Annotated in this window: 22 protein-coding genes; 10 read left to right on the forward strand and 12 right to left on the reverse strand. The window is 33.9% G+C overall.

Annotation, left to right across the window (positions count from 1 at the left end; translation table 11 throughout):
- Nucleotides 1-49 precede the first annotated feature (49 nt).
- From ACR1PN_RS06030 to ACR1PN_RS06045, 4 genes are all read left to right on the forward strand, one after another.
- Nucleotides 50-676 carry a TetR/AcrR family transcriptional regulator gene (locus tag ACR1PN_RS06030; protein WP_378174843.1) on the forward strand — a complete coding sequence of 209 codons (627 nt, stop codon included), beginning with the start codon at nucleotides 50-52 and terminating at the stop codon, nucleotides 674-676.
- Nucleotides 660-1,973, forward strand: coding sequence for a TolC family protein (locus ACR1PN_RS06035; RefSeq protein WP_433979272.1), 1,314 nt, complete (start codon nucleotides 660-662; stop codon nucleotides 1,971-1,973). The genes ACR1PN_RS06030 and ACR1PN_RS06035 overlap by 17 nt, the downstream gene beginning before the upstream one ends.
- A gap of 19 nt (nucleotides 1,974-1,992) precedes the next feature.
- Entirely contained in the window at nucleotides 1,993-3,096 is a 1,104-nt protein-coding gene (locus ACR1PN_RS06040) for an HlyD family secretion protein (protein ID WP_378174837.1), read from the forward strand.
- 149 nt (nucleotides 3,097-3,245) lie between these two features.
- Nucleotides 3,246-4,823, forward strand: a complete 1,578-nt coding sequence (locus ACR1PN_RS06045) for a DHA2 family efflux MFS transporter permease subunit (RefSeq protein WP_433979273.1) — start codon at nucleotides 3,246-3,248, stop codon at nucleotides 4,821-4,823.
- Between the two features lie 38 nt (nucleotides 4,824-4,861).
- Here ACR1PN_RS06045 and ACR1PN_RS06050 read toward each other — a convergent pair whose 3' ends face one another.
- Nucleotides 4,862-5,503: a response regulator gene (locus tag ACR1PN_RS06050; protein ID WP_433979274.1), complete on the reverse strand. Its 642-nt coding sequence runs from the start codon at nucleotides 5,501-5,503 to the stop codon at nucleotides 4,862-4,864.
- On the reverse strand, nucleotides 5,490-7,478 hold the full coding sequence (locus ACR1PN_RS06055; RefSeq protein WP_433979275.1) for a tetratricopeptide repeat-containing sensor histidine kinase: 1,989 nt from the start codon (nucleotides 7,476-7,478) through the stop codon (nucleotides 5,490-5,492). The genes ACR1PN_RS06050 and ACR1PN_RS06055 overlap by 14 nt, the downstream gene beginning before the upstream one ends.
- Before the next feature lie 205 nt (nucleotides 7,479-7,683).
- Here ACR1PN_RS06055 and ACR1PN_RS06060 point away from each other — a divergent pair, with 205 nt between their 5' ends.
- Nucleotides 7,684-8,091, forward strand: a complete 408-nt coding sequence (locus ACR1PN_RS06060; RefSeq protein WP_378174825.1) for a hypothetical protein — start codon at nucleotides 7,684-7,686, stop codon at nucleotides 8,089-8,091.
- A 193-nt stretch (nucleotides 8,092-8,284) separates the two neighbouring features.
- Nucleotides 8,285-8,698, forward strand: a complete 414-nt coding sequence (locus ACR1PN_RS06065; RefSeq protein ID WP_433979276.1) for a hypothetical protein — start codon at nucleotides 8,285-8,287, stop codon at nucleotides 8,696-8,698.
- Nucleotides 8,699-8,766: 68 nt separating this feature from the next.
- Here the strand turns inward: ACR1PN_RS06065 and tyrS are convergent, their stop codons facing one another.
- Nucleotides 8,767-10,062: a tyrosine--tRNA ligase gene (gene tyrS, locus ACR1PN_RS06070; protein ID WP_433979277.1), complete on the reverse strand. Its 1,296-nt coding sequence runs from the start codon at nucleotides 10,060-10,062 to the stop codon at nucleotides 8,767-8,769.
- Between the two features lie 204 nt (nucleotides 10,063-10,266).
- Between tyrS and ACR1PN_RS06075 the strand changes: the two genes are divergently transcribed.
- Nucleotides 10,267-10,830 carry an RNA polymerase sigma factor gene (locus ACR1PN_RS06075; RefSeq protein WP_433979278.1) on the forward strand — a complete coding sequence of 188 codons (564 nt, stop codon included), beginning with the start codon at nucleotides 10,267-10,269 and terminating at the stop codon, nucleotides 10,828-10,830.
- Here ACR1PN_RS06075 and ACR1PN_RS06080 read toward each other — a convergent pair.
- The gene (locus tag ACR1PN_RS06080) at nucleotides 10,827-11,468 is read right to left on the reverse strand and encodes a hypothetical protein (RefSeq protein ID WP_433979279.1); all 642 of its coding nucleotides are present in this window, start codon (nucleotides 11,466-11,468) and stop codon (nucleotides 10,827-10,829) included. The two genes, ACR1PN_RS06075 and ACR1PN_RS06080, sit on opposite strands and share 4 nt — an antisense overlap.
- A 109-nt stretch (nucleotides 11,469-11,577) precedes the next feature.
- Between ACR1PN_RS06080 and lipA the strand changes: the two genes are divergently transcribed.
- Nucleotides 11,578-12,444: a lipoyl synthase gene (gene lipA, locus ACR1PN_RS06085; protein WP_378174810.1), complete on the forward strand. Its 867-nt coding sequence runs from the start codon at nucleotides 11,578-11,580 to the stop codon at nucleotides 12,442-12,444.
- A gap of 192 nt (nucleotides 12,445-12,636) precedes the next feature.
- Here the strand turns inward: lipA and ACR1PN_RS06090 are convergent, their stop codons facing one another.
- Entirely contained in the window at nucleotides 12,637-13,488 is an 852-nt protein-coding gene (locus ACR1PN_RS06090) for an AraC family transcriptional regulator (RefSeq protein ID WP_378174807.1), read from the reverse strand.
- Between the two features lie 165 nt (nucleotides 13,489-13,653).
- Between ACR1PN_RS06090 and ACR1PN_RS06095 the strand changes: the two genes are divergently transcribed.
- A complete protein-coding gene (locus tag ACR1PN_RS06095) occupies nucleotides 13,654-14,856 on the forward strand; it encodes an MFS transporter (RefSeq protein ID WP_433979280.1) in 1,203 nt (400 codons plus the stop codon).
- A gap of 36 nt (nucleotides 14,857-14,892) precedes the next feature.
- Here the strand turns inward: ACR1PN_RS06095 and ACR1PN_RS06100 are convergent, their stop codons facing one another.
- A complete protein-coding gene (locus ACR1PN_RS06100; RefSeq protein ID WP_433979281.1) occupies nucleotides 14,893-15,273 on the reverse strand; it encodes an STAS/SEC14 domain-containing protein in 381 nt (126 codons plus the stop codon).
- 113 nt (nucleotides 15,274-15,386) lie between these two features.
- On the opposite strand from ACR1PN_RS06100, the gene ACR1PN_RS06105 reads away from it, so the two are divergent.
- Entirely contained in the window at nucleotides 15,387-16,592 is a 1,206-nt protein-coding gene (locus ACR1PN_RS06105; protein ID WP_433979282.1) for an NAD(P)/FAD-dependent oxidoreductase, read from the forward strand.
- A 268-nt stretch (nucleotides 16,593-16,860) separates the two neighbouring features.
- Here the strand turns inward: ACR1PN_RS06105 and ACR1PN_RS06110 are convergent, their stop codons facing one another.
- From ACR1PN_RS06110 to ACR1PN_RS06135, 6 genes are all read right to left on the reverse strand, one after another.
- Nucleotides 16,861-18,051 (reverse strand): VWA domain-containing protein, encoded by a 1,191-nt coding sequence (locus ACR1PN_RS06110; protein ID WP_433979283.1) that lies wholly within the window; start codon nucleotides 18,049-18,051, stop codon nucleotides 16,861-16,863.
- 183 nt (nucleotides 18,052-18,234) lie between these two features.
- The gene (locus ACR1PN_RS06115; protein WP_433979284.1) at nucleotides 18,235-19,830 is read right to left on the reverse strand and encodes a DUF4139 domain-containing protein; all 1,596 of its coding nucleotides are present in this window, start codon (nucleotides 19,828-19,830) and stop codon (nucleotides 18,235-18,237) included.
- Nucleotides 19,831-20,125: 295 nt separating this feature from the next.
- Nucleotides 20,126-20,800 (reverse strand): SIMPL domain-containing protein, encoded by a 675-nt coding sequence (locus ACR1PN_RS06120; RefSeq protein ID WP_433979285.1) that lies wholly within the window; start codon nucleotides 20,798-20,800, stop codon nucleotides 20,126-20,128.
- 97 nt (nucleotides 20,801-20,897) lie between these two features.
- Entirely contained in the window at nucleotides 20,898-21,884 is a 987-nt protein-coding gene (locus tag ACR1PN_RS06125) for a hypothetical protein (protein ID WP_433979286.1), read from the reverse strand.
- A 159-nt stretch (nucleotides 21,885-22,043) separates the two neighbouring features.
- Entirely contained in the window at nucleotides 22,044-22,619 is a 576-nt protein-coding gene (locus ACR1PN_RS06130; RefSeq protein WP_433979287.1) for a hypothetical protein, read from the reverse strand.
- A 248-nt stretch (nucleotides 22,620-22,867) separates the two neighbouring features.
- Nucleotides 22,868-23,269 carry a nuclear transport factor 2 family protein gene (locus tag ACR1PN_RS06135; protein WP_433979288.1) on the reverse strand — a complete coding sequence of 134 codons (402 nt, stop codon included), beginning with the start codon at nucleotides 23,267-23,269 and terminating at the stop codon, nucleotides 22,868-22,870.
- Between the last annotated feature and the right edge of the window lie 80 nt (nucleotides 23,270-23,349).

The raw sequence follows: 23,349 nt of genomic DNA on the forward strand, positions 1-23,349 counted from the left end.
TGATTTTATCAAAAAAGCATTGTACATTTGCACCCGAAAATTATCAGATATGATTTCAAAAGAAGAAAATATATTATTTGCTGCCGAAAAACTTTTTGCCGAAAAAGGTTTCGAAGGAACTTCTACGAGAGAGATTTCTAAGGCAGCCAACGTAAATATTTCGATGATCTCTTATTATTTCGGTTCAAAAGAGAAGCTTTATGAGAAATTGGTAGAATACAGAATGAGTGAAGGGCAGTTTTTTTCAAAAGATATTTTGGAAAGAACAGATATCAACGAATGGGAGAAAATTGAAAAAATAGTAGATCAGTTTGCAGGAAGAGTAAGACATCATAAATGTTTTTACAGAATTATGCAGAGAGAGCAGCTTCATACAGAAAATCCACAAATTGTTCAGTTTCTGAAAGAAACAAAAATGGCTTTCATCTCGATGTATTCTAAAGTTCTCGAAAGCGGAATCCAAAAAGGAATTTTTACCAAAAATCCGCCGATCTATTTGTTGCATTCTACAGTAAGCGGAACTTTATTTTATGCATCCAATGCAAAAGAAATGTATAAAGAATTCCTTAATAATACCGAAGAAGAAGAGGTTTTCGAAGAAAAATATTACTCAGAACTTAATAAACATATTAAATATATACTAAAAGACCTTTTAGGTTATGAAGAGAATAAATAACTCAGTTATTGCATTGTCCCTTCTCGCAGGAATGATGTACACTCATGCTCAGGAGAAAAAGCAGTTAAGTCTTGACGAGGCGGTTCAGCTTGGCATCCAGAACAGTAAAAGTTTAAAAATAGATGCTGCCAAAATTGAAGAAGCCACGGCTGATCTTCTGGAAGCAAAAAACAGACAGCTTCCTGAGCTGAAAGTTTCGGGAAGTTATATGTATCTACCTATTAAACCAACCATTGATTTAAAAATTCCCGGAGTTTCATCAGAAGGAGGACCGGAAGTTCACCAAGTTGCATTTGGTTCGGCAAATCTGAGTGTTCCACTGTATAGCGGAGGAAGAATTAAATACGGCATTCAGTCGGCAAAATATTTGGTGGAGGCATCAAAACTAAGCACTGAAAACGATAAAATTGCCATTGCTTATAATGTTGCACAGGCTTACAATAATTTATTTAAAGCAAATCAGTCGATTAAAGTTTTAGAAGAAAATCTTATTGCTTCTCAAAAAAGAGACGAAACGTTTTTAAAACTTGAAAATAACGGAGTGATTGCCAGAAACGACCGTTTAAAGGCAAATCTTCAGACTTCAAATATTGAATTGCAGCTTTTGGAAGCAAAAAACAATTATAATATTGCCAACATTAACATGGATTTGCTTTTGGGACTTCCTGAATCCACGGAAATCGAAGTTGACCAAAATTATATCGATGAATCTGATGATGTAAAAACCGTTGATTTTTATCTGAATGAAGCGAGAGAAAACCGTAAAGATCTTCAGGCTTTAGAACAACAGAGAAAAGCAGCAGAACTGGGAACGAAAGCGGCGAAAGCAGAAAATCTTCCTTCAATTGCTTTAACGGGAGGTTATGTTGCAGCCGATGTTCCGAAGTTTTTGACTTTATATAATGCGGTAAATGTTGGAGTAGGAATTTCTTACAACCTATCTAATCTTTGGAAAGAAAACTCTTCTTTAAAACAATCTAAAGCAAGAGAAATGCAGTTGTCTGCAACCAATGAATTGCTTAATGATAATATTAAGCTTGATGTAAACAAGGAATATCAAAATACCGATTATTCTAAAAAGAGAATCGCTGTATTTGAAAAATCTGCCGAACAGGCCAACGAAAATTACAGAATTACAAAAAATAAATATGACAATGGTTTAGCAACGATGACTGAGCTTTTGGATGCAGACGCAGCACAGATTGCAGCAAACGTTGGCGTAATCAATGCCAAAGCAGACGCTTCTCTAGCGTACAGAAAACTATTACAAACTACAGGAACTTTAACAATTAAATAAAAACAGAACGATACCCACAATGGAAAATAATAATACACAGGCAACCGAACCTAAAAAGAAAAAAAGCTTAGTCTTTCCTATTATTTTAGCGGTGGTTTTAGTAGGAGGAGGAATCTTCGGATACAGATCTTACTCTTACGGACAGGTGCATGAAGAAACTGATGATGCGCAGATTGCATCAAATTTGGCTCCCGTGATTTCGAAAATTTCAGGCTATGTAACGGAAGTAAAAGTAAAAGATAACCAGTTTGTGAAAAAAGGAGATACTTTGGTTATTTTGGATAACAGAGATCAGAAAATGGCTCTTCAACAGGCAGAAGCAGCTTTGGTAACAGCAAAAAGTAATATTTCAAACGCTGAAGCTACTACAACAGCGACTTCAAAAAACATTGGTTCTTCTCAGGCAGCAGTTACCACTGCAAATGCACAGATTGAAGCAGCAAAAGTTAATGTTTGGAAAACCGGACAGGATTTAAAGAGATATGAAATTCTTGTAAAAGATCACTCGATTACAGAACAACAATATGAGCAGGCTTTGGCAGCAAAACAGTCTGCAGACAGACAGCTGCAGGTTTTAGTAGATCAGAAAAACCAGATTGCTCAACAGACCAATATTGCTTCTTCTCAGACTGCGGCAAGTTCTCAACAAATCAGTGTTGCGGGATCTGTGGCTAAACAGAGAGAAGTAGATGTTGAAAATGCGAGACTAAATTTATCATACACAGTAATTGTTGCTCCTGAAGATGGTTTTGTAGGAAAAGTTCCGATTCAGGCGGGTCAGTATTTACAGGCGGGTTCTCAATTGTTTGCTTTGGTTAAAAACGATCAAAAATGGGTTGTGGCCAATTTTAAAGAAACCCAGGTTGATAAAATGGTAGAAGGACAGAAAGTAAAAATCGAAATCGATGCTTTCCCCGATAAAGAATTTGAAGGTGTTGTAAGCTCTTTCTCTCCGGCAACTGGTTCTACATTCTCTATTCTTCCTCCGGATAACGCAAGTGGAAACTTCGTAAAAGTGGTGCAGAGACTTCCTGTAAAAATCGATTTTGTAAATCTTGATAAAGACATTGCAAAAAAACTGAGAACAGGAATGAATGTAAAAGCAGAAGTTTCTTTAAAATAATATTGAAATAGTGAATTGTCAATTTGCTGAAGCAAGTCAATTTTGAATTGATAATGAAGTAAGATTAATGTTGTGTTGGAAATGAAGTAGTAAAATTGACAACGAAGTTGATTGACCATTGACAATTCACTTTTTACATTATAAAAACTATGCAAGATTCATTAGTAGAATATGGAGCCCGAAGAGTAATCATTACGATTACGGCCATTCTTTGCGCACTGCTTGAGATTGTAGACTCCACCATTGTAAACGTTGCCTTAAACGAAATGAAAGGGAACTTGGGAGCTACATTATCTGAAGTGGGCTGGGTGATTACGGCTTATGCCATTGGTAACGTTATCGTTGTACCAATGACGAGCTGGCTTTCACAACAGTTTGGAAGAAGAAATTACTTTGCGGCGTCCATCATAATATTTACCGTATTTTCATTTTTATGCGGTAATGCAACGAATATCTGGGAACTTGTTTTCTTCAGACTGATGCAGGGAATCGGGGGAGGAGCCTTATTAGTAACCTCACAGACGATTATTACGGAATCTTATCCGGTTGAAAAAAGAAGCATGGCTCAGGCGATTTATGGCTTGGGAGTCATTATTGGTCCCACTTTAGGTCCGCCTTTAGGAGGGTATATTGTTGATAATTACAGTTGGCCGTATATATTTTACATTAATATTCCAATTGGGATTGCCGCAACTTTAATGACACTTCAGTTTGTAAGAAGTCCGAAATTTGCAGAAAAAAGAAAAGCTTCCGATGTGGATTGGCTTGGAATTGCTTTATTGGCTTTAACGGTCGGTTCACTACAGTTTATTCTGGAAAGAGGTCACGAAGAAGATTGGTTTGAAAGCGGAATGATTGTAACATTTACTTCGACAGCCGTTTTAGGATTTATATTATTCCTCTGGCGCGAACTTACCTTCAAATATCCAATTGTGGAACTCAGGGTTCTGAAAAACGGAAATTTAAGGATAGGAACCGTGATGTCCTTCGTTTTAGGATTCGGTTTGTATGGTTCTACGTTTATTGTTCCTTTATATACGCAAAGTATTTTGGGTTGGACGGCCCTTCAGTCAGGAGCCTTAATGATTCCGGCAGCTTTAACAACTGCTTTTATGATGCCGATTATCGGAAGACTTTTAACGAAAGGTGCAAAACAACAGATTCTCGTTTCTTTAGGATTGCTCATTTTCTTTATATACAGTTTCTGGGGCTATAAGATTTTAACGCCCGATACCGGAAAAGATGCCTTTTTCTGGATGCTGATTGTACGGGGAATGGGATTGGGTTTACTATTCATTCCGATTACATCTTTATCATTAAGCACCTTAAAAGGTCAGGAAATTGGTCAGGGAGCTGCATTTACCGGAATGATGCGACAGCTTGGTGGTTCTTTCGGAGTTGCGGCAATTACAACTTTTATTGCCAATGCAAGTCAGAAATACCGTGTGAATTTAATCAGTCATTTAGATTCTACCGATTTTGATGTTCAGCAAAGAATAAATGGTTTAAAAGCCAGTTTCATGGCAAAAGGAATGACTCCTGATGCTGCTCTGAATGCTGCTTATAAAGTATTGGATCTGTCTGTGGCAAAACAGGCAACCGTACTTTCTTATATGGATGTATTTCTTTATCTCGGGATTGCGTTTCTCGTTTGTATACCTTTCATCTTGTTTGTGAGAGAAAGAAAAAGCAAAGAGAAAATAGATCTGAGTGAAGCCATGCACTAATTTTTCTTAGAAACCTCCGGATGTTTTCGGAGGTTTTTTTATTCCAAAATCATATTCTGCTGTATCGCTATATTCACAAGTTCAGCAGAGTTTTTTGCACTAAACTTATTGAGCAGATTTTTACGGTGCGTGTCAACAGTCAACGGACTTAAACAAAGTTCATTCGCAATCTCATTGCTTGTTTTTCCTTTGGCTAAAAACTGAAGAATCTGTTTTTCCCTTTTTGTGAGGCGTGGAGTAGAGGTTAATTCCTGAGGTGAAGGTTTGCTGATGATATTTTTAGTTTCATTGCAAAAAACAATATTTCCGGAAAGCGCGCCCTGAAAACAGTCCATCAATTCTCCTAAGGAAACATTTTTCAATAAGTAACCACTTGCTCCGTTTTGAATACACTGCATAATAATGCTTCGTTCCGATCGGTTGCTGAACATAATCACAGAAGTATCGGGAGAAATTTTCTTGATGTCTTCACACAATTGTATTCCGCTGATGTCGGGAAGCGAAATATCGAGCAAAAGAATATCAACCTCATTGTTTTTCACAAAGCTTATCACTTCGGAACCGTGGGTGAAAGTTTCAGAAATATGAAAGAAGGGTTTGTCAGACAACATAATTTTCAGTCCTTCAATGACAATAGGATGGTCGTCTACAATAACAATATTTATTTTATGAGATTGCATGGGTGTTGAGTTCTATATTAATTGACGTTCCTTCATGGTCTGAATTGATTTCCATTTTTCCTTTTAAATAATCGACACGGGTTTGTAAATTATGAAGTCCCATACTTTTTGTCTTCGAATAAGAATCTTCATCAAAACCTTTGCCGTCATCCTCAATAGTAATCATAAAAATATCATTCGATTGGGAACATTGCAACAATATATTTTCAGCTTCTGCATGTTTCACGGCATTGGCTAAAATTTCCTGTACGATTCTAAAAATATTGATCTGAATAGCCAAAGGAAGTTCAGGATTGATGTCGATTGCCTGAAAATCAATATACAGGTCTTTTCGGGTGTAAAATTCGCATAAATCTTTCAAGGCGGTTTCCAGACCGAATTTTAGCAGTGATTCCGGCATGAGATTTCTCGAAATATTTCTCAGCTCAGAAACAGAATTATCAAGTTTATTAAGAATTTCATTGAAGTTTTCTTTGCTTTTTGTTTCTAAATTTTGCGAAGCCCAAGCCGAAAAATTAATTTTTACTCCTGCAAGCATTCCGCCAAGTCCGTCGTGAAGATCTTTTCCAACTCTTTCTCTTTCTTTTTCTTCGCCTTCAAGAATTGCTTTTGTGATTTTTAATTCTTCCTGTTGTGCAATTTCCTTTAGCTTTTGATTGTGGTTGATTTCCTTTTGCTTGGCTAATTTTTTAGTGTAAAAATAAATGAAAATCATTAAAATGATAAGAAATAATGTTGCAAAACCAAATATCCATAAATATTGGTTTTTCTTGTTAATTTCTAATTCTTTTTCCGCCTTTTCAGCATTCAGATTGGCAATTTCTTTTTGTTTTTCTGCAGTTCTGAATTTGGTTTCCAGTTTATTGAGTTCAATTTTTACATTTTCAGCATTTAAACTGTCACTTAATTTAGAATATTTCTTTTCCCAAAGCAAAGCTTCAGGAAGATTTCCCATTTGTTCATTAAGACTTGAAAGCTGATTATAAAACGTTTTCCTGTTATTTGCATCAATAATCAAGGTCTTTTCCGAAAGAATATCTTCCAAAACTTTTTTTGCTTCATTCAGTTTGTTTTGTTTTCTCAAAATGTCATATTTATTGAGATAAAACATCTGTGTCAAAAGATTCTGATTCGATTTTTTAGCATAAATCAACCCTTTTTCAATCATCGGAAGTGCTTCTTCATTCTTTTGTTTGGTAATAAAATAAAGTGTTTTTCCGTAATAAAAAGAAGCATTAGAAGAAGATTCGGGATAAGGCTGGATCAGTTTTTCGGCTTTATCTAAAAACTTTTTTGCTTCGTCACCTTTTGCCTGATAACAGAAATTACTTGCGGTATTTAAATAAGCAAAAAATAATTCTGGCGAATGAGGTGCATTTTTTTCTAAGAGTTTAATGGATTTTGTATTGTATTCAAAAGCTTTTTCAAATTCAGCATTGTAGGTAAGAATGATAGCAAGTTGAGAATAAAGCTGGCCTAAAGTTTTGTGATTTTTATATTTTTCAACTTGCGGAATACTTTTTTCAACTAAAATTTTCACCAGGAAAGGGTAACCTTCTTTGTTTTTCTGGGTAACTCCATAGTTGTACCATGACGAAGCGATATAGAAGTCGGCTTCTTTAGTTTTAATTTTAGAAAATTCCTGTATGGCTTTTTGAAAAGAGAGTGCCGCTTTTTCTTTGTTTCGTTCTAAAAAATATTGCCCTTCATAATAATGATATTTCGCTTGGTTTAAAGGGGTTTTTAAAATTAAAGCATTTGCTTTTTGTAAATAATTTTTACTTACAAGTGAATCGGTATTTCTGTAAAAGCTTGAAAGCAAGAAATATGATGTTGCTTTTGATTGGTTATCAGTTTTGCTGTTGACAACATTTTTCAGACTGTCTGAATAAGCCTTTTCGTTAAGCGGGATAAGTTGCTGTGAATGTAAACAAAGAGATAAAAAAATACAAATGGTGATGAGGTGATTCTTCATTATATCAATTTCATTATTGAAAATAAAACTCCACAATTTAGTGATAAAATTTACACGAAAAAATACCTAAAAACGGGTAGGAAATTTTACTTAATTCTAAGGATTGATTACGGCTTCAGACAAACATAGTTTTGCAGGTACTAAATCAAAGAGATTACGGAATCTAAAATAACAGTAATATTTAACAAGAGAAATTATGAAAAAAATGAAATTGAAAAACGTTTTGAAAGGATCATTTGTAGTGGTGATGGCAGCATTGATTTTTGGCTTTGTAACATCATGTAGCAATGATGACGATGACAATGTTCCGGGAACAAAAAAAAGTCACAAAGTGGTTTTCAAAGCGGAAGCATCTGCTGGAAGTAATATTGAGATTGCTGTTTATGGAATCGACGGAAACCCTACCACTGCAACAAGCTTAAGCGGTACCACATGGTCAAGCCCGGAAATTACTTCTGAAGCCGGAGCAATGAGTGCAAATGTGGCAGTAAACGCTATCGGAGCAAGTGCTTCATCTACTTTGAAGGTTCAGATCTGGGTAGACGGCGAACTTAAAAAAGAAGGTACTTCAAGCGGACAATATTTGTCGGCATCTGCAGCATATACATTCTAAAAATTAAACTGATGATGAAAAGAAATCCGGCTCAATCTCGAGTCGGATTTTTTTTATTGCTGAATGAATTGGAAAATACCTGAAACAAGGTAGAATATTTTTTTTAAATTTGACGATTGACAGAATTCTAGTCTATCATATTCCTGCGGATGCTCAGTGAAGAGATTCCGGATGAGATTAACAAAAATAAATTATGAAAAAAATAAAATTAAATCAGCTGTTTAAAGGATTATTTGTTGCTGTAATTACGGTTATGGTTTTAAGTTTTGTTGAATCTTGTCGCAAAGATAATGATGATACTTCTGAAGATGTTAAGAGAAAAAAAATAGTTTTCAAAGCAGAAGCATCGTCGGGAGTTAATATCACTAAAGCTGTTTATGGTATCGACGGAAATCCTATTACGGTAAACGGTTTAAGCGGAGCGACTTGGAGTAGCCCTGAAATCAACACGGAGGGCGTAGTTTACAATTCTAATATTGTGGTTAATGCAACAGGAGTTGATGCTACTTCAACTTTAAAAGTTCAGATCTTTGTAGACGGTGAGCTTAAAAAAGAAAGCGTCACAAGCGGTCAGGTTTTATCAGCTTCAACAAGCTATACATTCTAAAAAATTATCACATGGATATATAAAGAATCCAATTCAAAAAATGAATCGGATTCTTTATATATTTAAGATTAAATTGCTTTTACAATAAAATAATTTTTCTTTCCTTTTTGTAATAGTAAGAATTTACCGTCAATCAAATCGCTTTCGTTTGCGGTATAAACTTCGTTTACTTTTTCTTTGTTTACTGAGATTGCATTTCCTTTCAATTCTCTTGTTGCCTCACTTTTAGACTTTAGAAATCCTGATTTTTCTGAAAGTAAATCAACGATATTAATTCCTAAAACATCTGCTTTTGCAACTTCTTTCTGCGGAACTCCGTCAAAAATATCAAGGAAAGTTTCTTCATCAAGGCTTACCAAATCTTCTGCGGTAGAACGACCGAATAAAATTTCAGAAGCCTTCAACGCTTTTTCATATTCTTCTTTTCCATGAACCCAAACCGTAACTTCTTCAGCCAGTTTTTTCTGAAGTTTTCTTTCGTGTGGAGCAGTTTTGTGATCTTCAATTAATGCTTCAATTTCTTCTTTTCCTAAGAAAGTATAGAATTTAATAAATCTTTCAGCATCATCATCGGTTGCATTCAACCAGAATTGATAGAATTTATAAGGTGAAGTTTTCTTTTTGTCTAACCAGTAATTTTCTCCGCTTTCAGATTTTCCAAATTTTGAACCGTCTGCTTTTGTAATCAACGGAACGGTTAATGCAAAAGCTTCTCCCTGCGCTTTTCTACGAATTAGTTCTGTACCCGTTGTGATATTTCCCCATTGATCGGAACCACCCATCTGAAGTTTTACATTGTTATTTTGGTATAAATGTAAAAAGTCATAACCCTGAATCAACTGGTAAGTGAACTCTGTAAAACTCATTCCATCAGCTCCTGATTCTCCTGAGAATCTTTTCTTCACCGAATCTTTCGCCATCATATAATTTACAGTGATATTTTTCCCGACATTTTTTGCAAAATCAAGGAAAGAAATATTTTTCATCCAGTCGTAATTGTTTACCAATTCAGCTTTATTTTCTCCACTTCCTGAAAAATCCAAAAATCTGGAAAGCTGATTTTTCAGGCAATCAACATAATGCAAAAGTGTTGCTTCATCCAAAAGATTTCTTTCTGCAGATTTTCCTGAAGGATCACCAATCATCCCTGTTGCACCTCCCACCAAAGCGATGGGTTTGTGACCGTGCTGCTGAAAATGAGCTAAAATTTTAATCTGAATAAGACTACCAATGTGCAAAGAATCTGCGGTAGGATCGAAACCGATATAGGCAGTTGTCATTTCCTTATTCAGTTGTTCGTCTGTTCCGGGCATCATATCTGCAAAAAGACCGCGCCATTTTAATTCTTCAATAAAGGAATTCATTATTTTTTTCAGTTTAAAATTTAAGGTGCAAAGATAATAATTTCGTGCGAGTTCTGAATCGGGTTGCGAGTTGCGGTTTCGAGTTTAAAATTCAAAATTCAAAGTTCGAGATCCAAGATTATTCGGTCATAGTTTATTTTCAAAGTTGTAAACTTCCAGCATCCATCTTCCAACTTCCCGCAATTATTATTATATTTGTTAATAATGAAAGACGAGCTATTATTTCCTCTTATCCAAAATGCAAAGGAAAAAGACCAGAAAGCACAGACAAAACTCATCAATGTTTTTTGGGTGGATGTTTTCTCTTTTGTGATGAAAAAAGTTCGTGACGAAAATGATGCGGACGAAATCACGGTGAATGTTTTTTCAAAGGTTTTGTCTAAACTGGATATGTATGACCCGCATTTTCAGTTTAAAACATGGATTTTAACGATTGCTCAAAATACAATTATTGATTTTTGGCGAAGAAAATCAAGGGAAAACCAAGATCCGACGGAAAACTTGGACGAAGTAAAAAATCAGTTTGCAAAATCTCCAGAAGAACTGATGATTTCTGAAGAAGAGCAAAAGAAAATCATAAAAACCATTGAATCTTTAGATGCCAATTATCAGGATATTATCCGATTGAGATTTTTCGAGGAAAAAAGCATTAAGGAAATTGCTGAAGAATTGGGAATCTCAGTTGCGAATACGAAAGTTCGTGTGATGCGTGCTAAAAAAGTTTTAGCTGAGTTGTTGAAGAATAATGAGTTTGAAGATAATATCTAAATGTAAACCTCTTTTTTTGTTTTTGGAAGCTTAAATTTAAGTTTTGAATTGGTTGCATTTCTATTTTTTAGACTAATTTTTACTCCTTTTTTAATGTAAGTTTCATTTTCAGACCTTCCATTTTCGGGAATAGTTGTGTTTTGAACTTCCTTTTTATAAACAATCTTTCCGGTTGATAGATTAAAGTCTGTCGTTACCCAATAATCTCCCGGTCTTCCACCTTCTGAAAAGTGTCCAATTAATTCAAAATTCCCGTTTTGAAATCTATATTTGTCTGTAAAACCCCATTTCCAGCTGCTCCCACCGTAATGGTTTATAATTAAAATGCCTTTTTCGATTTTACAATACAGAAAAGGATCACCCATAACTCCGCCATCTTCACTTCCCAAAATTGCATTTCTTGATTTTTCTAAAATTTTCCATTTATTATTAACTTTCTTCAAAACCTGAATTTCACGAATATCTCCCGAATCATCATTAGTATGAATGTCATAAACAATTACTTTTTCGGGAATTTTATCTCCGTCTAAATCACCATCAGCAGTTTTGTTAATAGTAGAGTTTTTAGGTTGAAATTCTTTCTGACCAAAACATAATATGCTGAAAATAATTGATAGAAAGCAAAATGTGTTTTTCATAAAATTTTAAAATGGTATTTAAAAATACAAAATTATACGTTTCATCAATCTGTGTCTTTGATTGTTTCGATAAAAAATTCACTAACTTTGAAGTCAATTTTAGAAATAAATGGAGAATTTAGTTCAGGATACTACCGTTCAGAAACCAAAATGGATTCGTGTAAAACTTCCTACCGGAAAGAACTACAGAGAATTGAGATCTTTGGTTGATAAATATAAATTAAATACAATTTGCCAAAGCGGAAGCTGCCCGAATATGGGTGAATGTTGGGGAGAAGGAACAGCAACTTTCATGATTTTAGGAAATATCTGTACAAGAAGCTGTGGATTTTGTGGTGTAAAAACCGGAAAACCAATGGATGTGAATTGGGATGAACCGGAAAAAGTAGCACGTTCGATTAAATTAATGAAAATCAAACATGCTGTTTTAACTTCTGTTGACCGCGATGATTTAAAAGATATGGGTTCTATTCTTTGGGGTGAAACTGTAAATGCGGTAAGAAGAATTTCTCCGGGAACAACAATGGAAACGCTAATTCCGGATTTCCAGGGAATAACAAAACACCTTGACAGATTAGTTGATGTAGCTCCGGAAGTAATTTCTCACAATATGGAAACGGTAAAACGTTTAACGAGAGAAGTGAGAATTCAGGCAAAATATGAAAGAAGCCTTGAAGTTTTGAGATATCTTAAAGAGGCAGGACAAAGAAGAACAAAAACTGGTGTAATGCTTGGTTTAGGTGAAGAAAAACATGAAGTTTTTCAGACTATTGAAGACATTAGAAACGCCAATGTTGATGTAATTACTTTAGGCCAATATTTACAGCCGACGAAAAAACATCTTCCTGTAAAGAAATTTATTACTCCTGAAGAGTTTGATGAATTTGGGGATTTTGCAAGAAGCTTAGGTTTCCGACACGTTGAAAGCTCGCCTTTGGTAAGAAGTTCTTATCACGCAGAAAAACATATTCACTAAAATATAGATCGCTTCAAATTTTTTGGAGCGATTTTTTTGTGTCATGGCAGATAGAGACTCGATGAAGCAATCTCGGTTAATAAATAAAGTATATAAATATCTCGCAGATTTTACAGATTACGCAGATGTTTGCGTTATATTTTAAAATCAAAGAAAATCTGCGTAATCTGCTAAATCTGCGAAAAAAATAAATTATTCAACCTTACTCAAATGTTTTTTCTTAAAAGCAGAAGGTGTTTCACCAATATATTTTTTAAATAATTTGTTGAAGTAAGAAAGACTTTCAAAACCTACTTGAAAGCAAACATCCGTCACGCATTCATTTTGAAGAAGCAATAATTTTGCCTGATTAAGTCTGTAATTATTCACAAAATCTGTAAAAGTCATATTCGTTTGCTTTTTAAAATATCGACAAAAAGCAGGTGTACTCAAATTTACATTTTCAGCAATAATATTTACATTCGGACTTTTATCATAATTTTCATGAATATAATCATAAATGGTTCCCATTCTGATTTTATCATTCAAAAACCACTTTATTCTGGTGTCTTCAGAATTAAGTTCTTTAATTTCATTTGAGCCTGCAAGAATCTGCAAAATCTCAATTAAACCCATAAAGGAGTTGAACGAATTTTCATTTTTAATCTGATGAAGTTTTTCTACAACAATAGCTTTTGTTTCTCCTGAAAAAGACAGTCCGAGATAAGAGCGCTCCAACAACTTTTTAATATTATCAAATTCCGGAATTGGAAAAATAAGCTCCTGGAGAAAGTTTTCCCTCATCTGTAAAACCAGTTGCCTGCATTCTGTCTGAATTTTATAATCAAAATTAAGGTGCGGAACATTTGAACCAATCAATAAAAGTTCGCTGTCTTTAAAATCAGAAATATTTTTGCCGACATGACGGATTCCTTTGCAGGCTTCTACATACACAAGCTCTATTTCAGGGTGATAATGCCAGAAAAAACAGTCTTTTAATGAAGGTGAAAAAAGCTTAAAAGACTTGCCTTCTTCAAACTGAATGAGTTCTTTCTGTATTTTCATTGTTCTATTTTGATTAATATTTTGTTTAAATTGAATTAAAAAAGTTAATAGAGAGCAAATTTATGTCATTTTTGTTAAAGTTCAGCTGAATTTTAAAACCGAATTTTGCAACTTCAAGTGAAGCAATGAAAGTTGCAGCAAAGGATTTTTATAAATTAAGAAATAATGCAGATTGATAAGAGAATAATTCCCCTGGCTATCGGTGGTTTGGGAATCGGAACAACAGAATTTACCATTATGGGATTGCTTCCTGATTTAGCGAGAAGTTTACAAATCAGTATTCCTGAAGCGGGACATCTGATTTCGGCTTATGCTTTTGGAGTCGTTGTGGGAGCACCGATTTTAATTGGATATTCGGTTAAATTTCCACCAAAAAAAGTGTTGATGGTATTGATGGTGATATTCACATTATTTAATGCACTTTCAGCAATAATGCCCGATTATACGTCGATGATGATAATCCGTTTTCTTTCAGGACTTCCGCATGGAGCTTTCTTCGGAGTAGGAACGGTCGTGGCAACGAGAATGGCGGCAAAAGGCAAAGCAGCATTTTATATCTCCTTGATGTTTACGGGATTGACTGTTGCTAATCTTGCTATGGTTCCATTAGTAACTTATATCGGTCATGAATTTCACTGGCGATGGTACTTCGCAATTGTTGCAGCAATAGGGTTGCTTGCCTTATTATTCTTAAAACTTTGGCTTCCGCAAATGGAAGCGAATCAGGATACCCGCTTTAAAGAAGAAATTAAATTTTTAAAAAGAAAACAGGCACTGTTGGTTTTGGCGATTACGGCAATCGGTTTTGGGGGACTTTTCACTTGGTTTAGTTATATCACACCTTTAATGACAGTTGTATCAGGAATTGCAGAAAGTAACATGGCGTATGTAATGATTCTTGCCGGTGCGGGAATGGTAGTCGGGAATCTTGTCGGCGGATACTTGTCAGACCGATTAAGTCCGGAAAAAACCTGTATTTTATTGCTTACCCTAATGTTGGTTTCTTTGGCTGGCGTATTTTTCCTGTCAGAATATCAATATATTTCTTTAGGATTAACGTTTATCTGCGGCGCATTATCAATGTCTGTTGCAGCCCCAATTAATATTATGATGATGAAGGCAGCTCCGAAAAGCGAAATGATGGCGGCAGCTTTTATGCAGGCTGCATTTAATATTGCCAATGCAATGGGAGCATTTTTGGGAGGAATTCCTTTGGAAAGCGGATTTTCATACAATTATCCGTCATTAGTCGGTGTTTTTATGACGTTAATTGGATTAATAATAAGCATTCGGTATATGTATCTCTACCGTTCAGTACAAACTTCGCAAAAAGATGTTTCTGTAGAGTGCATTCCGTGTGATAAATAAAAAAAGAGAAGCAGTTGCTTCTCTTTTTTTTGCTAACTAACTTTCAACTTCGTTACCGTTTTCGCACCAGTACAAAGCATTATCAAGATTTTCTTTTGGAAAAGATTTAAATTCTCCGGGCATTAATACACTGAAAATATCAGTGAAATGCTGAACTCCTTCTTTATCGGTTACAATAGCACAGCGGTTCCATTTGGTGAGATTCTTTATCCCTAAAAAAACATCCTGAAGCCATGCTCCCATTGTAAAATTACTCAAATCTGTATCGAGATACAATAAGTAATTCAATTCATTAAACTGTTCTATTTTACTTTTAACATAGGGAATTACAAGATTTTCAAAATCTTCCTTTGTCACATCACCTGTTGCATTGAATGCCGCTACATTTTCAGGAGCGTCATTAATAATCGTTATCATAATTTATATTTTAAATGATTTTGGTGAAATTAATTTATCAATAATTAAACCATAAATGTATAATTGTAGTACTAAAGGCGCAATTCTTGATAAGATTTTGAAAAATAATTTCTATGGACCTGAAATCTAACGAACCTTTCTGGCTTTTGAAAAATGGGCTGGTTGCTTCCTATCCGTCCCTTAAAAATGATGAAGAATGTGACGTTCTCATCATCGGTGGCGGGATTACCGGAAGTTTAATTGCCCATCAAATGATAAAAGACGGATACCAAACAATTTTAATTGATAAAAGGGAAGTCTGCAACGGAAGTACTTCTGCAACAACCTCAATGCTGCAATACGAAATTGATGTTCCGCTTTATGAATTAATTGAGCTCATTGGTGAAAAAGGTGCAGTAGAAAGCTATAAAGCGTGTTCAAAATCAATTGATACGATTTCAAAACTAACAAAAGAAATTAAATCCCGTTCAGGTTTTAAGAGAAAGCAATCACTTTATTTTGCTTCAAAAAAGAAAGATGCCATCTGGCTTGAAAAAGAGTATGAAGCGAGAAAGAAAGCAGGTTTTGACGTAGCTTGGCTTGGAACTGAAGATATTGAGGAAAGATTCAGTTTTCAGAATACCTATGGCGGAATTTTATCAAAACAGGGTGCAAGTATTGATGCTTTTAAATTTGCTCATGAATTGTTGAGGTTTAATGTTGCTAAAGGTTTAAAAGTTTTTGATAAAACCGAAATGAAGTCTGTGAAATATTTACGTGACTACAACCTGGCTTTAGCGACCAATGGTTTTAGTATTAAAGCGAAAAAAATTATTTACTGTGTAGGATACGAAAGTAAAATGATGATCAAAGAAAATTTTGTCAACCTTAAAAGTACCTATGCAATTGTGTCTGAAATCGATAAAGAAAAGTTTAAAAATATAGAACATACACTCGTCTGGAATACTGATAAACCTTATATTTATATGCGTTCTACCGATGATGAAAGACTTTTGATCGGCGGTGGAGATGAAGATTTTTACGATGCTGAACAACGTGATGCTATTTTAGATAAAAAGGAAAAAGAAATTCGCCGACATTTAAAACGAATACAGCCCGATTATCATTTTTACACCGATTTTGTCTGGGCAGGAACTTTCGGGGAAACAAAAGACGGACTTCCGTACATCGGAACTCACGAGAATTTTAAAAACTCTTATTTTGTTTTAGGTTTTGGCGGAAATGGAATAACTTTTTCGGTTACCGGAATGGAGATGGCTTCAGCATTTATGAAAAATGAAGAACATAAACTTTCGGAATATTTTAAATTTGGTAGATGATTTGAATTTTATTTTTTAAAAATACAAATTGAAAAGTTTCGGGGTCGGCGAAGACGAGCCCGAAACAAAATAAACAATACTAACATCCACATCAATCCGAAGATTTTAATCATGTATGGAATTGATGTTTGAGACCAATTCCTTTATTTATTATTGATAGGACTTCATCCTATCCTGTAAAAGACCGTCCTTTCAGGACTAAAAATTTTGAATCATAAATCTTAAATCTTGAATTTCAAATCTCAAACTTCAAATTTCAAATTTCAAATTAAAACCCGTATCCATTTTTCTTCGCAATCTCCGCAATCGATTTTTCAATGGCTTTTCCTAAATCATCGGCATCAGAATTTCCACGTTTTTTGGTTTCAGCATCAATGAATTCCTGACGTTTTTTGGCTAAAACTTCAATTTCTTTCTGAATTTTTTCCCGGACTGCAGATTTTTGAGCCACAATTTTGGTGATTTCGGCTTTGCTTTTTCCTTTTAATTCTGAAGGCAATTCTTCCTCTTTCATTGATGAAATGTAGGCTTTATCTTTTTCAGCACGGTCAACCAAATCCCAATGATCATTTTTGTAAGCATTTTTCTTTGATTTGCTCACTGCTCTTTCCACAGCATTTGACGCTGATAAAGATTCTGCATTAATATCCTGAACGGTTTGTTTGTTTTTCATTTCAGAACCACGACTTCCATAAGAAATGTAAGTGTCATTTAATTGAGAATTGTACTGTGAAATCTTGATATCATAAGGCGTTTCAATATAAATTACTTTTTGGTCGCTGTCGATATTAAAGAATTTTCCGTCTCCTAAGGTCGCTCCGTTTTGCCAATGTGACTGAATACCTTCTTCACGGCTTCCGCAGAAAATGGTGTTGGTGTAAATATTTTTGGTTTTAGCCTTAGAAATCACATCTTTATAGCTGATTCTTCCCTGATCAAACGGTTCGTTTCCCGCAATATAAATCAGCTTCATGCTTTTTTCGTTTCCATCCCATTTCAGGTTTGTTGATGCATCACGAATGGCTGCTCCGCAATATTCATTTCCGCCATTGGTTTTTAAAGCGAATAATTTTTCCGAAACCAAATCGAGATCCTGCGTAAGTGGAGTAACCTGTCTGATATAATTTTCGTCCTGCAATCCGTCATTTCCGTATTCGTAAAGTGCAATTTCCACTTGTGGTGCTTTCCCGTTATACTTTAAAGTGGTCAAGGTATTAACGATATTCCAGAGTCTTGATTTTGCCTGATCGATCAATCCGTCCATACTGTTGGAAGTATCCAAAAGCAACGCAACTTGGATTTTATTATCTTTTGAAACTTCCATCGGTTTTTCAGAAACATTGCTTTCAAGAACCCGTCTATCATCCGGACTTTTACTGCAACTAATTCCTGATGTTTTTTCTGCGCTTAAAAATGCTGCGATACTTAAGCTAACTGTAATTAATTTTAAAGTGTTCATATTGTTTTGTTTTAATGATTTTATTTTTTGTTATGAGTTACGAGTTACGAGTTACGAGTTACGAGTTACGTGTTGCGAGATTCGTGTTATCACTTAATTTTAAATATTGAATCTTTAATCTTTAATCTTTAATCTTGAATCTTGAATCTTGAAAACCCGAACCTCGCATCCCGAATCCCGAAACTACCTACTGTAATACTGAATCTGCATTTCTTTCGGATATTTCAGTTCATAAGAGAAGTTGATTTTTTCTGATGCTCCGCTGGAAATTTTTCTGTTCCAAAGAATGCTTCCGGTTTTATCATCGTATTCTCCGTTACCAATATTTAATGTTTTAACTGTGATTTTCTGGTTTTCACTTAACGGAATCTGGTCTAAAATTTCCAGTTCGATATTTTCTTTCGTATTATTTCTGATGGATATTTCGTAAGATTCTGTTTCCAGTTTATTGGAACTGAGTGATTTTTGAGCGGTTTTATCTTCTATTTTAATGCGTTTTACCACAATTCTTTCATCAATGCCAAGTGAAATCGGGAATTCGTCTTTTACATAATTGCTTGTAATATTGGTTTTTCCGATATAATTATCTTCAAAATAAATATTCGCTTCGCCTGAAATTAGATTTAAATTTTGCCAGTTTTTCACAATAGCCATTAAGAAAACCTGATTGTTAAGCTTCGGAACCGTGTGATATTTATAAGTAGATTCTACATTTTTCTTATCTAAAATCACATATTGCTCTTTTTCCTGGCTCACAATGGTTTGATTATAATTCAGTTCATACAAAACATTCATCTGATTATCCGAAACCGTTGCCACAGGAATCTGACTTTGTGCTGCAACTTCTGCTCTCATCTGATAAGAATTAGATATTTCAGCTTTTGCTTTTTGCATATATCCAACTTTCACATCTTCATTATTGTAAGCGGTATATTCTGCAACGTAAAGTGGTGATAAAATCGGACGGTTTTGATTATAAGAAGGTCTGTAAGTGGAAACAAAAAGTTTGATATTGTTCCAGTCTTGTCCGGTTTTTTGGTAGATTTTTCCTTTATAAACAATTTCTAAAGGTTTTTTCGTCGACTGTGCTCTCAAATCATAAGAAGGAACCCAGCCTGCATTGGAAACAATATAGCTCACTCCAAGATTCAGATTCATTTCGTTATCGGCAAGAATTTCAAGAATCAGCTCTTTTCTGTTGTTGTTTTTGTTGGTTTGTTCTTCAGAGAATTGTTTGTTGATTTTAGTAATACTTTCATCTAGAACAGATTTTTGTTCGTTGAGAAGAAAAACCTGATTGTCGATTTCAAGCATTCTTTTTCTGTAAAATTCTGTCAATTTAATAAGCTGTTCCTGCGGAGTCGATTTATCGTTGGTTGAAACTTTAAGATTATCATTAATGATATTTTGTTCGCCCGTCAGATTTTTAATCTGAATATTTAATAAATTCACCTGTCTCTGAAATTTTTTTCTTTCATCATCCAGTTTCTTTTCTCCATCGGTCATTTCATCATTTTTCAAAAAATTGTTTTGTGGGGTGATGGATAAAAGCGTTGTATTTTTTTCAAGATTGATTTTATAGGTATTTTCATCCACATCATTCGGAAGATTGATGATTTTTACAGTGTTTCTTCCTTTTTGGAGATTTACATTCGTGCTTCCGAAAACTTTGGCTCCCTGCAGAAATACAGTGGCCTGTTTCACATCGATTTCTTTTTTAATTTCCTGAGATTTAAAAAACGAAAGCGAAAAAATAAGGATTAAAATGTAGTGTCGCATTGTTTATTATTTAAAGTTCTACAGTAAAATTACCCTGATTTTAAAACGGGATTTTGAAGACTTGGTAAACTGAGGTTTTCACTTGGTGGAAGTTTTTGAAATAAAAAAAAGACAGCCATTTCTGACTGTCGATGTATGTGGTTTTACCGCAAAAGTTACAAAAGATTAATTCGGTTTTAGCTGTTCAAAAGTTTACAAAATCATTTGCAAATGGAGTTTCTACATTTTGTCAACTTTTGAAATCTCTTTTTCAATAATTTCTTTTGACTCTTTTGCGGTAAAAATTTAGGCAGCATTAAAGAATCTCGTATTTTGTTTTGATGCTGTATTTCAGCTTGATATTTTCGATATTATCGAAAGAATAATCGATGCTTTGATCGGCTGCTTCCAGTTGTACATTGGCCATTTTGCTTCTGTACGCAACGGGAAGAACAGAATCACTCATATAATCTTCAATTTCTGTGATTTCCATCGCATCTCCTGTTTTTTTGTTGATGCTTCCCAAAAGATAATCTGCTTTTTCTTTCGCTGCTTTTAGTGCATTTATTTTTACCGTTTTTCTGAAATCTGCAATTTTTGTGTTTTTAATTTCAGCGATATTCAGATTGCTTACCCACTTCTGATTGAGTTCTTCAAAAAGCTTACTCACATTGGTTTTTGCATTGACTTTAAACTGAAAACTCTTGGTAAACTTTGTTGTTTTAGAATACAAATTCTGATACATCGATTTGAATTTGATGTCTTCATTTTTTACGCCGTTATTTTTCAGGGTTTCAAATAAAAGTTTTTCGCTGTCTGCCAATTGATTTTTATTGTCGGCTTTTATTCCGATGTTGAAAATGATTTCGTCCGGTTCTACTTCCATTTCGGCAACTCCCGTTACTTCAATTGCATTTTTTTTAATTTCCTGCGCATTCACTACGCTCGCTGCTGCAAAAATTCCTACTAATAAAAGGTGTTTCAGTTTCATAATTGTTTATTTTAAATTTCTAAAGTAAAATTACTGCACTTAGAAACTGGGTTTTTGAAAACTTGGTAAAAAAGGGTTTTCACTTGGTAAATAAAGTTCAATCAACAAAAAAATGAAACGTATCCTGCAATGCATTCATTTTTTGATATTGAATGGGTTTTGCATGAATGGTCTGATTCTTAAAAGTAAGAGCAATAGAATTGTCTTCATTTTTTATTAATAAATGCTTTGAGATATGACTTTTGTAATCTTCGAGGATGATTAGGTTATCAAAAGAAACATCATAATGAAATGCAGTCATCTTTTCCGAAGATTTTTCCATGAAAATCAAATATTGATCTTTGTGAAAAAATACATATTGATACGGATTTTTTGAGGAAGTCACTTCATAAACACCTGTAAATTTTATTTGATTATTTTCTTTTTCATTATTTAAATACGGTGTTCCTATTTTCACCAATACAATTCCGATAATTAAAATTTTAAAGAAAGTTTTATAAGGCAGAAATGATTTTTTGTCAAAATAGTTTTTGTTTGGAATACTTAAAATTTTCAAAATGAATTCCCATCCGTTTTTTCTTAGCAGAAAAATATTCATCAAAAGTAAAATCACTGAAAAGAATTTCACAGAAATATCAAAACTGATATTGATGATTAATATTTGACTAAAACAAATCATTGCTATTAATAATCCTAAAAACCGAGACCGTTTAAATAGCAACAGAACTCCTGAAAAAATCTCAATTGAACCTTTAATAATGTTGTACATTTTAGAAGTTCCAATTGTACTCCAAAATAAAATATCCTTATCTAAATTTCCAAATCTTGTAAAAAGAATATTCGGTTCAGGTGCGGGAAACTGAGCTTGAAAAATTTTATCCAAACCGTATTTAATCAGAATAATAAAAATATAAGAGACACAAACATATTCTGTTACTGTTAAAAAATTTTTAGTCCATTTTTGATTAATGATGAAACAGAAAATTAACGAAGAAAATAATAAGATGATGATTAAAACCAACATCGAATAACTATCCGAACTATAATCTAATCTGGTGTTTTTTTTATTAAATAGATTTTCCAAAATACATTGAGTGAAATCTCCAAATAGGAAATGCGTAATTTTCAGTTGAAAATCATTCAGGAAACTCAAAGGAAAAAACAGAATAACTGAATAAAAAAGACACCGAAAAAAACAGCAATCCTTCTGAAAAACATTGATTTAGATTCCACGGAAATTTTTTTAGCGATTTTTTCTGTAAATAAATAGAGAAGCAAAAACAGCAATTGTCAGTACAAAAAGATACATCAGTTCTTCTATTGATGTAGAACTTTTCACTTCAGCAGTTTTGATTTTTCTTTTTGTGGAAATAGGTTTATATGCTTTGGTTTTTTTGTCATATTTTAGAAAAACGGTACTGTCGATGTCGTTTTGAAAATTGTACGTTTCTTTAAGCGTTTTTTTCATACTTTCTATGTTTTTATCAGAAAAAACCTGATGATTATAAACGGTATCTCTTCCGGGTTTCCATTTTTCAGTAATATTAAGAATTGTGTTTTTACAAACATTCGAAGTTACAATCACACTTTTCTCATCGTCAATGATAATCACACTGTCCAATTTTGAGTTGGTTACATACCTTTCTGGTTTCATCCCAAGATTAGAATAATTGGTATTATAAGAATTTTCTACAATACTTTTTTCAAAGTATTTCATATCTCCGCTATGACTTTTATAGGAGATCAATTTGGTTTGAGCACTAATCTGAGAAGCAGAAAATAATAACACAGCAGCCGCTAAAAAAGATAAATTTTTCATGAGAATTAAGTTTAAATTAGACTGCAAACTTAATTTTATCATGGAGGTAAAATCCGGGAAACTTGGTGAAGATCAATCTTCACTTGGTAAGCACAAAAAAAAGACAACTCTAAAAAGAATTGCCTTACCTATCATTATAATTTTATTCAAATTAATCACTCAGATTTTTATTGATAAGGCAGATTGTTTCCAAAGATTGAATCTGTAAAATCTCCAAAATCAGCTAGATGTTTTTATCCTCAAAAACACTATGGAATAAAGTAAACCTTTGAAATTTTACCATCCTTTATCTCATAGATTGCTGAAGCCACGACTTTTTCACCTTTTCTCATTCCGGAAATGCTTTCCTGATCAATAATAAAGTTGCCGTTTACAATTCTGTTTTTAATTTCACAGTGAAGTTCTGGGAGTTTTTTAAACATTTCAGAATAATCTTTTCTCATCGCTTCTTTGCCTTTGCTGATCAGTTTATCAGGAAACATATACAACTCAACATCTTCTGCATAAGGTTTTACGAAAGCTTCAATATTTCTGGCGTTATAACCTTCAACCTGTTCCTGAACAAGTTTCTCGGCTATGGACTTTTCCTGAGCATTAAAATGATGAATGCTGGAAACTAAGATAATAAAGAGATAAATTTTTGATTTCATAAGTTTAATTTTTTCAAAGTTAGTCAATGATTGGGCTTCGGTAACTTGGTAAATGTTAATTTTCACTTGGTGAATCGTTT

It is taken from the genome of Chryseobacterium sp. RLHN22 (genome assembly GCF_051011795.1).
Lineage (GTDB): Bacteria > Bacteroidota > Bacteroidia > Flavobacteriales > Weeksellaceae > Chryseobacterium > Chryseobacterium zhengzhouense.